At 44.9% G+C, this 12025-nt stretch carries 19 protein-coding genes; 17 read left to right on the forward strand and 2 right to left on the reverse strand.

Annotated elements, in window-relative coordinates; genetic code table 11:
* Window positions 1–265: 265 nt before the first annotated feature.
* On the forward strand, window positions 266–577 hold the full coding sequence (locus CPIN_RS01375) for a hypothetical protein (RefSeq protein ID WP_012787953.1): 312 nt from the start codon (window positions 266–268) through the stop codon (window positions 575–577).
* 49 nt (window positions 578–626) lie between these two features.
* On the opposite strand, the gene CPIN_RS01380 is transcribed toward CPIN_RS01375, so the two are convergent.
* Both CPIN_RS01380 and CPIN_RS01385 read right to left on the reverse strand, forming a co-directional pair.
* The gene (locus CPIN_RS01380; RefSeq protein WP_012787954.1) at window positions 627–1121 is read right to left on the reverse strand and encodes a hypothetical protein; all 495 of its coding nucleotides are present in this window, start codon (window positions 1119–1121) and stop codon (window positions 627–629) included.
* A 104-nt stretch (window positions 1122–1225) separates the two neighbouring features.
* Complete coding sequence (locus tag CPIN_RS01385; protein WP_012787955.1) at window positions 1226–1714, reverse strand: hypothetical protein; 489 nt, start codon at window positions 1712–1714, stop codon at window positions 1226–1228.
* A gap of 272 nt (window positions 1715–1986) precedes the next feature.
* On the opposite strand from CPIN_RS01385, the gene CPIN_RS01390 reads away from it, so the two are divergent.
* The 16 genes from CPIN_RS01390 to CPIN_RS01465 all read left to right on the forward strand — a co-directional run bounded on the left by CPIN_RS01390 (window position 1987) and on the right by CPIN_RS01465 (window position 12024).
* A complete protein-coding gene (locus CPIN_RS01390; protein ID WP_012787956.1) occupies window positions 1987–2238 on the forward strand; it encodes a hypothetical protein in 252 nt (83 codons plus the stop codon).
* 4 nt (window positions 2239–2242) lie between these two features.
* Window positions 2243–2653 (forward strand): N-acetylmuramoyl-L-alanine amidase, encoded by a 411-nt coding sequence (locus CPIN_RS01395; RefSeq protein ID WP_012787957.1) that lies wholly within the window; start codon window positions 2243–2245, stop codon window positions 2651–2653.
* A gap of 11 nt (window positions 2654–2664) precedes the next feature.
* Window positions 2665–3096, forward strand: a complete 432-nt coding sequence (locus tag CPIN_RS01400) for a hypothetical protein (protein ID WP_012787958.1) — start codon at window positions 2665–2667, stop codon at window positions 3094–3096.
* Window positions 3097–3134: 38 nt separating this feature from the next.
* Window positions 3135–4304: a DUF2586 family protein gene (locus tag CPIN_RS01405; protein WP_012787959.1), complete on the forward strand. Its 1170-nt coding sequence runs from the start codon at window positions 3135–3137 to the stop codon at window positions 4302–4304.
* A 30-nt stretch (window positions 4305–4334) separates the two neighbouring features.
* Window positions 4335–4757 (forward strand): hypothetical protein, encoded by a 423-nt coding sequence (locus tag CPIN_RS01410; protein ID WP_012787960.1) that lies wholly within the window; start codon window positions 4335–4337, stop codon window positions 4755–4757.
* Between the two features lie 54 nt (window positions 4758–4811).
* Window positions 4812–5123 carry a hypothetical protein gene (locus tag CPIN_RS01415; RefSeq protein ID WP_012787961.1) on the forward strand — a complete coding sequence of 104 codons (312 nt, stop codon included), beginning with the start codon at window positions 4812–4814 and terminating at the stop codon, window positions 5121–5123.
* Window positions 5124–5326: 203 nt separating this feature from the next.
* Window positions 5327–7024, forward strand: a complete 1698-nt coding sequence (locus CPIN_RS01420; protein ID WP_012787962.1) for a tape measure protein — start codon at window positions 5327–5329, stop codon at window positions 7022–7024.
* A gap of 2 nt (window positions 7025–7026) precedes the next feature.
* Window positions 7027–7557, forward strand: a complete 531-nt coding sequence (locus tag CPIN_RS01425) for a DUF6046 domain-containing protein (protein ID WP_012787963.1) — start codon at window positions 7027–7029, stop codon at window positions 7555–7557.
* Window positions 7557–8552, forward strand: a complete 996-nt coding sequence (locus CPIN_RS01430) for a contractile injection system protein, VgrG/Pvc8 family (protein ID WP_012787964.1) — start codon at window positions 7557–7559, stop codon at window positions 8550–8552. Before CPIN_RS01425 ends, CPIN_RS01430 begins: the two co-directional genes overlap by 1 nt.
* Complete coding sequence (locus tag CPIN_RS01435; RefSeq protein ID WP_012787965.1) at window positions 8549–9016, forward strand: hypothetical protein; 468 nt, start codon at window positions 8549–8551, stop codon at window positions 9014–9016. The genes CPIN_RS01430 and CPIN_RS01435 overlap by 4 nt, the downstream gene beginning before the upstream one ends.
* Window positions 9017–9020: 4 nt before the next feature.
* Complete coding sequence (locus CPIN_RS01440) at window positions 9021–9239, forward strand: hypothetical protein (protein ID WP_012787966.1); 219 nt, start codon at window positions 9021–9023, stop codon at window positions 9237–9239.
* Window positions 9236–9529, forward strand: a complete 294-nt coding sequence (locus CPIN_RS01445) for a hypothetical protein (RefSeq protein ID WP_012787967.1) — start codon at window positions 9236–9238, stop codon at window positions 9527–9529. The genes CPIN_RS01440 and CPIN_RS01445 overlap by 4 nt, the downstream gene beginning before the upstream one ends.
* Window positions 9516–9824: a hypothetical protein gene (locus CPIN_RS01450; RefSeq protein ID WP_044217610.1), complete on the forward strand. Its 309-nt coding sequence runs from the start codon at window positions 9516–9518 to the stop codon at window positions 9822–9824. The genes CPIN_RS01445 and CPIN_RS01450 overlap by 14 nt, the downstream gene beginning before the upstream one ends.
* A 9-nt stretch (window positions 9825–9833) precedes the next feature.
* Window positions 9834–10676, forward strand: coding sequence for a hypothetical protein (locus CPIN_RS01455; RefSeq protein WP_012787969.1), 843 nt, complete (start codon window positions 9834–9836; stop codon window positions 10674–10676).
* The gene (locus CPIN_RS01460) at window positions 10673–11158 is read left to right on the forward strand and encodes a hypothetical protein (protein WP_148230490.1); all 486 of its coding nucleotides are present in this window, start codon (window positions 10673–10675) and stop codon (window positions 11156–11158) included. The genes CPIN_RS01455 and CPIN_RS01460 overlap by 4 nt, the downstream gene beginning before the upstream one ends.
* Window positions 11155–12024, forward strand: a complete 870-nt coding sequence (locus CPIN_RS01465; RefSeq protein ID WP_012787971.1) for a hypothetical protein — start codon at window positions 11155–11157, stop codon at window positions 12022–12024. Before CPIN_RS01460 ends, CPIN_RS01465 begins: the two co-directional genes overlap by 4 nt.
* Window position 12025: the final 1 nt, after the last annotated feature.

The following is a 12025-nucleotide window of genomic DNA, read 5'->3' on the forward strand; positions in this document are numbered from 1 at the left end:
TATCTTTGATAAAGCTAAGCCAAAACAGATAGTTTATGTTTATGAGGACCATTACACGCTGCTTACCTATACCCACACTGAAATTCAAACGAAACGCTTTCTAACACCTTATTGACTGGGTTACCCCCTCAGTGAGCACCTATTTCTAATCACCAGATTAGCAGGTAGTTACCGGCGTCCATACAATCCGGCACTACCTGGATAGTACTCCCTGTTATTTATACACCGATATCACCTTATCCACAAATAAAAGCATTAGAAGACTATGAGAGGACAACAATCCCTATTTGACAATTATATTGAAAAACCCGTCAAGAAAACGACAAGAAAAGGACGTTCATCTGATATGATAGCCCTCAGGGACGAGTGTCTGCTACACAGATATTATTATCATATTAAGCTACAGGGCAAACGCTACGATATCGCTATTCAGGAATTATCCAGTGAATTCTGGATCAAAAACAGCAATATCATCTATCGTCTGCAATATAATAGTGAAAGACTGGAACAGATCATGAAGCTGGAACAACCAGATCTCAAACAATTAAAAGTTTTATATCCCTGGTTGGCCTGGTAAGCAATAAAAAACCGCTGCAATTGCAGCGGTTTTTTATTGCTTACCAGGATTATTTCTTTCTGATGAAAATGCGCCCTAAAGTGCCTTCAAATCCAGCATAAGTGGATTCATAATCCGTTCGTACACTGATAATTTCTCCATCCTTGTTAACCGCCATATAAACATCTTCAGGCTTCTTAGTCTTTACTTTTTTATCATAAAGATTGGCATACAGTTCTATGATATCAGGAATACTTCCTGTGATACTCACCTCATATATGATATCCGCCTTTGTTTCCTCATCCTTGTTAAATTCTATAATAATGCGTCTGGCATCACTATCAGGGCTTTTGAGGGATACCTGCATTCTTGAGCGATTAGTATTTGTATTTGCACTGTCGGGCGCTTTCAGGTGCATTGTCTGCGCAATAGTACCGGCAAATCCATATGCCTCCGAGAATGGTTTTCCTAATACCTTTAACTGTTGTGCATTAGAAGAGGTAAAAATAAAACAGGATGCAAGGAGCATCAGTGTACAGCAGGCTTTCAATATAAAACGTTTCATAGTTGAATTGGTTTGGCTAACAGATTATAAGATCTAAATATAGATAAATAAAATCAGAACATATCAATTCCTACCTTACCCTGTTAGCCAACCCAATCTCCTTATCAGGACAATAATTCCAGTGGTGGCTTTTCGATCTCACTGGTTACCGCCGGCAGGGGACTTTCATGAAAGTTCAGACTGTAAGTGAGCACGCGTACACGAAAGGCATCATCCCTGTCTTCTGTGCTCACACCAATACGTGTTAACGGTGCGATTGTTCCGTCTGTCCATCCCTGTAATGCCTGATGCAATTTCAGTTCCGCTTCATAATGACTAAGCGCCGTCGGTGTATCCAGGAAACTGGACCCGTTGGCATTCGTCACCAGAAACACCATCCTGCATTGCAATTCACCGGACGCTGCCTGTACAAACCCCGTCAGCTCTGAGTACGTCAGGTTCGTAAAATCAAGAAATGCACAAGGCCATACTGAAGGGTTGCCATTGTAATTCTCTGTTTGTGAAAGTTCGGGGTATACACCTTTAATTAAAGGTACACTGGACTCAATACGCGCTTCCAAAGCAAGGAAGAGATTCGAAAATAAACTATCCATTTTTATTGTTTGAGGTTATCATTTTTTTATTGGTTAACGAATGTAAAGGTCGGTGCAATAAGCCTCTTTTCCGCCTGCAATTTTAATGATTGAACAGCGATTGATTTATGATTATACAATAAAAGAATAAGCATTATTTCCTGATTTTTTCAACGTCCGTTAATGTCGTTCCTTTGTATTGTAATCGCTTGCTGACAGTAAGTAAACCCTAAAAAAAGCTGTTTCGAAAAAAAGATAATATAGTGATCGGGCAGTGATAATGTTAACCTCAGATGTTACTATTAAATGCAATCATACACACAGATCCTGAGCAGACCGTCTTACAGCGGATCGGAGACCAGGCATTTTCAGTAGTCGTTTTAGTAGGCATAGCGTGGATATTATGGAAACGCCAGATAAAACTGGAAGACCGTCTAACGCAATATCTCGATGACGATCGTGAAAAAATGCTGGGCGTGATAGAGAACAACACGAAAGTGATGGAGCGGCTGGAAGACGCGCTGAGCAGGAGTAGTCCCCGTTAACAAAATGCGTAGAATAGACTTTATTGTTATCCATTGTACTGCGACCTCTCAGGATACTCGTCCTGAAGCAATCCGGAATTACTGGAAAGAATATCTCAAATGGAAAAGTCCCGGTTATCACTACCTGATTGAAGCATCAGGTAATGTAATACAACTGGCAACAGAAGATCGTGTCTGCAACGGCGTAGCAGGATATAATGCAAATAGCATCCACGTCAGTTATATCGGCGGAGTAGATGCTGATAACAGGCCATTAGATAACAGAACGATCGCACAACAAGACGCAATGAGAACATTGGTCACGCTATTAAAGCAACAATATCCGCAAGCGCGGATCCAGGGCCACCGGGACTTTCCATTTGTTAAAAAAGCTTGCCCATCTTTTGATGCACGTGAAGCATTCAGTGATTTATAAAAAACATACCTATGGCATTTTGCAGAAAAACCCGCTCAAAGATCAAGCAGGTATTACAACAATTTGATGCATTCATTGAACGTCATGCTGAAGAAGCATTGCGCGTCACAAAAACCATCAAATCATTATTGGAAAGCCCGCTGGTCAACTTACTGGAAGCAATCATTCCAGGAGACGCTGACACAATATTCAAGAACAAAGTATTACAGGCGCTGGAGACAGGCATTGATACCCTGAACATCGTGAATACCTGCCGGCAGGAGCCAAACCTTGATGCAAAACTTGTATGCTTCGTAAAAGCACTCAAAGAAGTATCACCCGATCTGCAGGACGCAGTACTTCAGAAATTACAAAGCATTCTTTTGCGCGAGCTGGATGGCAATACCAGGAAGCAGAATATTTACGACCTGTTTAGTCAGGCCGCTTATAGCAACAGTAAATAGCAATTCAAACCAATTACAATGACCAAAAAAAGTAAGAAATGGCATTACCAAAAGTAGCAATTACATTAGGAAACGGCAATCTGGGAGCAAGCGCTGCAACCGATGATGGTGTAGCAGGACTGGTACTGACCGGCGTAGCAACCGCTGGTCTTCCGCTGGGTACACCCAAGGTGATCTTCAGTCTGAGTGAAGCACAGGATCTCGGTATTCTAGCAACAGGCAGCAACGCCAGCGCACACCGCCACATCAGGGAATTCTATGATATCGCAGGAGAAGGCGCTGAACTGTATATCATGACTGTAGCAGATACAGTTACGCTTACACAAATGGCTGACCTGACAAACGCAACAGGCGCTGCAAAACTGCTGGACGCAGCACAGGGGCGTATCAGATTATTAGGTCTTACCCGCACACCTGCAGCTTCCTATATCCCAGGATTAACAGACGGTCTGGACAAAGACAGTCTGGATGCTATCTCCAAAGCACAGCAACTGGCACTGGCCTATGGCGTACAGTACAAACCCGTACGTGTACTGATCGAAGGACGTAAACTGGATACAACCAATCTCGCTACACTGAAAGATCTACGTACCTACACTGCTAACCATGCAGGTGTTGTTATCGGCAGCACCACTAACGATGGTAGCGCTTCTGTAGGATTAGTACTCGGACGTGCAGCATCTATCCCTGTACAGCGCAACCTCGGCCGCGTTAAAGATGGCGCATTGCCAATCCTGTCCGCTTACGTAAACACTGCAAAAGCAGAAGACCTGACATCCGGCGATCTGCTGCACGACAAAGGTTACATCTTCCTGCGCACGTTTGTTGGCCGCTCTGGTTATTACCTGAATGATGATCCGATGTGTGCTCCTGTTACAGACGACTACAGCCAGCTGGCATTAGGCAGGGTAATAGACAAAGCCACTATCGTCGCTTATCAGACTTACGTAGAAGAACTGAACGATGAGATCACTATCGACGAAAGCGGTAAGATCAGCGTACCTGTTATCAAGTACCTGCAAAACAAAATCGAGTCAGCGGTAAACCTGGCAATGGAAGACGAGATCAGTTCTTTCAGCGCATACATTGACGCCAGTCAGAACGTTCTCAGCACCGGTAAGCTCACCGTTAAGGCAGCTATTGTACCAATGGGATATACTAAGACAATCGAAGTATTACTCGGCTTCACCAATCCTGCTCTCCAGTAATCCTGTTATTCACTTAAAAAAAGAACCAATATGATTTTTGACAACAAAGAATGTACCTGGGCCAACATGAAAGTAGTAGTGCTCGGTAAAGAATTAACAGGCATCCGTGGCATCAAATACAAACTGATGCAGGAAAAAGAACATCTGCATGGCGCAGGTGATGAGCCAATCGGTATTCAACGCGGTAAACGCACCTATGAAGGCGAAATTAAACTGCTGAAATTTGAATACGATGTACTTGCTGATGCCGTAAGACTTGCTGGTGGCAGAGATCTGCTGGACCTTACAGCCGACATCATCGTTACTTATGTAAAAGATGGTCTGTCTGTTCCACGTACTGATATCATCCGCGGTTTCCAGTTCAAAGAGTTTGAAAAAGGCTGGGAACAAGGCGCGAAATTCATGGAGATCACCATGCCGATCGTTTTCATGGGACTGCAACAGAACGTATAATAAACATAGCACGATCACCTTATTTTAAATAAATACCTATACACTTAACAGATTATGACAGTAGAAAAACCGGTAGCAATTACCAAAGAACATATTGAAGCCTGGAAGCAGAAATACAAAGATGTATTCAAGCTGACTGCTGCTGATGGAAAAACAGGTTATTGCAGAAAGCCCAACAGAGATGAAGTAAGCTATGCCATGACCCTGATCGCAGGCGATCCGCTGGCGTATCATGAAACCATCCTGAAAGCAACCTGGCTGGGCGGAGACGATGAAATACTAAATGATAAGTCTTACCTGTACGGCCTGGGCGCGCAACTGGATAAACTGCTGGAAGCGAAGAAGGTTGAAGTGGAAAAGCTCTAAGCGAGGCGTCCGGCGAATTTGATAAAAACCCGCTCGGGTATATTCAAACGCTGTTCGAATATTATCTGCCCCAGGTTGACACCTCGCAGCTGACTGATGCTCAGTGGGCAGAAAAATTTGCACAACTGCACGACATCCGGCAGCGGGAGCTAAAAGGATTGCCATTACTCTCAAGGTAGAGATCGTGCTAAAAAAATTAAAAAATGGCAGAAACAACAAGTGATGAGTATTATCAGATAAGCAGGGCCGCCGACCTTGCTTTGAGCAAAGTATCCATCTTCCAGAGAACCGTGATGTCAAACAATAATACCCTGAGTTCGTCTTTAAGCGAACTCAGGGAAAACATCACGCAGATCGAAATAACCAGCGCCAGAGCCTCTTCATCCGCATCTGCTCAGATTGGAAAAAAGGCCAAAGACGAAAAGAAAGATGATAAAGACAAAGGCGAAGAATTCGAGGTAGATGGTATCATCAAAGGTGGAACAGCCATGCTCAAAATGGCAATGGACCTGCAACAGACACAGGTGGCCTTTCAACAATTCACCGGCAGTGCAACCACTGCAAAAGCACTGATAGGTAGTCTGCAGGAAATGGGAGTGGCTACTCCCTTCAGCAGCAGTGACCTGATGAAAAACGCTGAAGCATTGCTGGCATCAGGCACAGCGGCAGCCAACGTCGTTCCTACACTTAGCCTCTTAGGTGATGCAAGCCGCGGTAACAAGGAAAAGCTCGACTCGCTGACTGCCGCCTTTAGTCAGGTGCAGACAGACGGTAAGCTGACTTCTGACACGATGGCTGAGCTTGTGAAAGCAGGATTCAATCCATTGGAAGAAATATCCAGAACCTCAGGCATATCAATGACCAAGTTACAAAGAGACCTGGATGCCGGAAAGATCTCAACCGATCAGCTGACAAACTCTCTCATCTCAGCAACAGGCCCTGGCGGGCAATTCTTTGGCGCCATGCAGGCACAAAGTGAAACGGCAGCCGGAAGATGGCAGGCCTTTACTGAACGCCTCGAAAACGCAGGAACGACACTGGGCACCGCGCTACTACCAGTTGCGACCGACTTTGTCAACAACGCGCTCATGCCAATGGCCGCGTTCCTTGAAACAACCGCCAACTGGATAGCAGAACATTCATCACTGGTAGGATTCCTCGCCGTAGTGATCGGCGGCGCCCTGCTCGGTTATAAACTGTGGGCAATCGCACAAGGTGCTGTTAACCTCGTGATGAGCCTCAATCCCGTCGGACTGGTTGTCGCAGGAATTGTCGCACTCATAGCTGGTGTTATCTATGCCTGGAACACCTTCTCAGGATTCAGGGGAGCAGTCGTTGGCGTATGGGAATGGTTGAAAGCTTTCGGATCACTGATCAAAGATTATGTCATAGACAGGATTAAAGGCATGATCAGTGGTATCTCCGGACTCGGACAGGCCATCATGTATATGTTCAAAGGTGAATGGAGCAAGGCATGGGAAACGGGCAAGAACGCCGTAAAAGACCTTGTAGGCGTTGACGCAACAAAGAATGCTGCTGCAAATGCGGGAAAACTCGGCGCTGCTTTCTCCAAAGGATTTGACGACGGCGTAAAAATGAAGCCGATATCCATGAAGAGCCTAATGCCTGATACCGCTCCGACTACTAGGATGAAACCTACGGGAAACTATGGTTCACTCGGCAAAACATCTGAACAAACAGGCGGCTTAGGCAATACCAAAGAAAAAGTCGATGGTATCACAAGTGGCGGAGCCCGTAATATCATTATCAATCTGCAAAAGCTTTTTGATAATATAAACATCAGCTCAACAACTGTACAGGAAGGCGTCAATGATATGGAGCAAATAGTAACAGAAGCTTTGCTCCGCGTTTTAAATAGTGCTAACGTATTACCAGTTTAACTATGGCAGCAAGTTTCGATATAAAAAAGATCTTCAGAGAATCGTGGGGTTATCAACCTCCCATCTTTGATGTGGCTCTTCAGCCTGAACAATCAATTACAAGTGCCGATTTCTTCGCCAAAGGTCTTTACGGACGTCCTTACTTTATGCCGGTGACACTGGGAAAAGTAGAGCTCCCAAATCCCGTTATCCGTGTCACAAGCAAAAAGACCATTGTTGAAACCGTCCTCGTAGGCCGCCCCGGCACCGTGAAAGAACTGATCGGACAGGAAGATTACAAGATCAATATTAAAGGCATCATTGTCACGGAGAACAATAATTATCCTGAAGATGATATAAAGAAAATACACGGGCTCTATACACAAAACATTGCCCACCGTATCACCAGTCCACTGACCAATCTGCTGCTTGGTGAAGGCGCCAGTGTTGTCATCACTGATCTAACCTGGCCTGAAATAAGCGGCATACAGAACGTCAAGACCTATGAAATGAACCTGATCAGCGACATTCCATTTGATTTAATTCTTAAATAATGTTCACACTCAAATGTAAAATCATAATAGGTGACTACAAGCTCTTCGCAGTAACAGATGTGAAAATAAAAAGAAGTATCTATTCCTTTGTCGACACCGCCACTATTACACTGCCCGCGTCTGCCCGCTTACAGAGTGACGCTACTAACGTTCCAAAATCTGTTTCAACGGCCGCTACCTTCAAGGAAGGTGACAAAGTTGAGATATGGCTGGGATATGACAACGATCTCCAGCGTGAATTTAAAGGCTTCATAAAAAGAGTGAATGCCGCTACACCATGCGAGATCGAATGTGAAGGTTATAGCTGGCAGTTAAGACGCAAGAACATACTATGGGCAACAGAGAAAGACAAAGTAACAAAGTTGAAAGACCTGTTGGGAACACTCATACAGGGAACTGATATCAAGCTGAGTGACAGTATACCCGACATGGATGTGCAACAATTCTCTGATGGGAATCGTAGTGGAACAGAGGCACTGGACTGGATCAAAAAAAATCTTTTCCTTACTGTCTATTTTGAAGAAGATCAACTGTATGCAGGCCTGGCCTTTATTAAGCAACCCGACAGCGCCTACGCTAAATACGGTATCGGCGTTAACCTGGTAAAAGAAGACCAGCTGAAATTCAGAAATGCGGAGGATGTAAAGATCCTGGTCAAAGCTATCTCATTTAATAAGCTGAATAAAGCTGTTGTTGGAAAAGCAGGTGATGAGAACGGAGCCATCAGGACCATCTATGCGCAAAACGACAAAACCCAGAAAGAGCTCGACGAACTTGCCCAATCAAAAATAGGTGAGCTGAGATACAATGGCTATGAAGGGAAAGTAACAGGCTTCCTGGCACCCTTCGCCCTCCCCGGTTACAGAGTTATCCTTCAGGACAAAAATTACATCGAACGTGACGGCACCTATCTGATAGAAAGTACTGATGTAAGCTATGGTACAGGCGGCGGCAGAAGGACCTGCGGAATAGGCGTTAAAATAAGCAAATCATGAGTAGACAACAGGCACAATTGATTGAAGCACTCAGGAGCCTTGGCATGGAAAAGGCGACCATCATACCGGCACAGGTTGAGAAGTCGGATAAAGCAAAAGGGACCATTGACGTGATCACTTTTGACGATCTGAAAATACCTAATGTACGCCTGCGCTCCGTGATCGAAGAGGATGGAAAAGGCCTGCTTACATTTCCGGCTGAAAAAACCAGTGTGCTGATCGCAAGGATCAATAAAAGTGACAACTACGTTGTTGTTAGCATACAGGAACCGGAAATGATAAAATGTAAGGTCGGCGAAAAATACCTGGAGCTCGATAAAGACGGACTCGAAGTAAGCGCCGGTGACGACACCCTGAAGAAATGTCTCGACGATCTCTTAGATGAAATCATCACGATCTACGCACCGATGAATAAGGCCGCATTTACAGCTATCAAAGACCGATTAGCTAAACTTTTAAAATAATTATATGCCCCTGAACAAAAGCGGACTTGAACAAAGTATCAAAAATGCTTTCAAAAGTATGAGAGACGGAGATACTGACGAAGAAAAAGGCCTGGACGCGCTTTGCAGCAAACTCGCTGATGCCGTGGACACCTACGTTAAAACAGCCCAGATTAATTACACAGCCGGTCTGTCGGCCCCCAATGGTCCGGTAACCGGTGTATTCAACGGTACTTTATCATGAAAGATATATTGTTAACAGAAGACCTGGACCTGGATATACATGGAGGCGATCTGACAATCGGAAACAGCGATCTGCAACAACAGGAACTGTTACTGATCAACAACAAGGGAAACATAAAGGAATTCCCCACTGTCGGAGTCGACGCCTTCAGTTTCCTGCAGGACAACAACACTTCAGCGTTGCTGCAGGAAATACGCAGACAATTCTCTGCTGATGGCATGGAAGTAAAAGCGATCAATATCACAGATACCGGTCAGCTAAATATTGATGCTACTTATGGAAACAGTTAATGTAAAACCCCACCAGTGCCTGCTGGATCTCTCCATGCAACTGAAAGGCAGCATTGACGCACTCTTCGACTTTGCAATCGCGAATGGTATAAGTATTACCGACGACCTCAGATCTGGCAGTATGATATGGGTACCCGACAGGGCCATCATTGACCGCCGCACATTCCAGACATTGAAAGATGAAGAGGCAATACCCGCCAACGCTTACACTACCGAAGACGAAGCAGCTATCAAAGGTGGCATCGGTTATATGGGGATACAGGTGGATCTCCGTGTAAGTCAAAACCAAGAGTAAAAAACTATTATGGCAAGAACAATCACCGAAATACAGAACGATATGATCAGCAGGATCACAGCAACTGCCGGACTGACTGATCTGAACAGCAGCAGCAAAACGGCTGTATGGCGCATGTGGACCTACATCGTAGCAGTAACGGTATGGGCGCTTGAAAACCTGTTCGATCTCCATAAAAACGAGGTGAACACACTCATCAACGAAAAAGCACCACACAGCTTACGCTGGTATGCCAACAAAGCAAAAGACTTTCAGTATGGTTCTGAACTCGTCGACGGAGAAGACTATTACAACAATACGAATCTCTCCGAAGAGGAAATAACAAAAAGAAAGATCATCGCTTTCAGCGCAGTAGTAGAACAGGCAAAAGGCTTGCGGCTTAAAGTGGCCAGAATAGTATCTGACGACCTGGATGCCCTCAGCGCTATTCAGCTGGCTTCCTTCGAAGCATACATGAACCGTATAAAAGATGCAGGCGTTAATCCACTCATCATAGAAAGTCTGCCAGCTGACAATTTAAAATTGTCCCTGAACATTTACTACAACCCGCTCGTGCTTGATAATACAGGCGCAAGACTGGATGGTACTGATCCAAATCCCGTAGGTAAGAAAATAAAAGATTACCTGAAAAATCTTCCCTTCAACGGCGTAATGGTGCTGGCTTATCTCGTAGATGCATTACAGCAGGTAGATGGTGTGGTGATCCCTCACATTGTACAGGCACAAGCAAGATACGGCGCACTTCCCTATACGGCATTTGACGTGAAATATAGTCCCGACGCCGGCTACCTGAGGATACTGAATGAAGCGGATCTGCAGATCTCATATACCCCACAAAGCGCTATCATATGAGTAAATTATTCGAGGTAGATCTTCCGAAACTCGTCAGGCTCCTAATGCCGCCAAGAATGAGGAAGATGAAACATGTAGCATGGCTACAGGCTTTAACCAATCCTGTCAACTACCTATACCAGCAGTTCAGGCGCAACAGGGACGCAAACCTTTACCGGCTCTACATCACCCCACAGGTAGTGTATATAGAAAAGTTGCTGAACGACAGATATGATATATCAGGCCGAAGGATCCGCATAAAAGATGCACTGGTCTATGATGCCGAATATCTATATCAGGAACAGGAACTGAAACCAGTATACATCTACAAAGAAGAGGAAAACAAGCCGGTATATCTCTTTACAGATGATGAAATAGGCAGCGACTCCGTCGATTTCTTTGTGCTGGTGCCGTCAGATCTGACATTTAATGAAAATGAAATGTCAGCACTGATCGACAATTATAAACTGGCCGGCAAGCGATATAAAATTCAAAAAGTATGAACAAAGTAGAACAACTCACAAACCTCGGCGGGTTTCCTATGACCCAGTATACGCTGGACTTCATGCAACAGTCATACCGGGATGCACTGGGCGCACTGGCCAAACTTGTTGGCAGCGCTGTAATAGTGTCAGGTATGGAAGAAACCGGCAATAATGTGGCCAATGGATGGATCAGCTACAACGGCGAATTGATTCCCTTCACAGGCGGCCCTAAACAATCAACCTGGATCATTGAAGATGCAACAGAAGATCGTCTCTTTGCTGATCAGGTGAGCCGCACTGTTTACTTTACCCGCAAGGCTAGGTTTGCAGCTGGTGGCTTCAATTATAGCAACCTGCAACGTATAGAAACGCTGATAGGACTCAAAGGCGTGATCGCATCACTGGACTCCCGTCTTACACAACAGGTGCAGAACGTATGGAAAAGAGGCGACATTATCGAAGTGGATTGCAGCACCGCCTATATTCAAACAAACTTTGATGGCACTGGCCTCGGAAGAAATGAAAGAACGGGCTGGGCGATCTGTAACGGTAACAACGGCACCAGAAATCGTGGAGGCAGATTCCCTGTTGGATATGATCCTTTCAGAGGTGAATACAATACCGTCGGTAATATCGGCGGACAGGAAGCTGTAACGCTCTCCGTAGCACAGCTGCCACCGCACATGCACACAGGTAATAAACAGGTCTCCGCAAGAGGATGGCCTGATGATTCCGGCGACAGAACAGATAACTATTATTACATCCACTCTTCCAGAGATAGCTGGCAATTCATGCAAACCTTTGACACAACCTACACCGGGTCAGGACAATCGCACGAAAACCGTCCACCATACATTGTTACGCTCTGGATAATGAAATTATAAC

The organism is Chitinophaga pinensis DSM 2588 (assembly GCF_000024005.1).
Lineage (GTDB): Bacteria > Bacteroidota > Bacteroidia > Chitinophagales > Chitinophagaceae > Chitinophaga > Chitinophaga pinensis.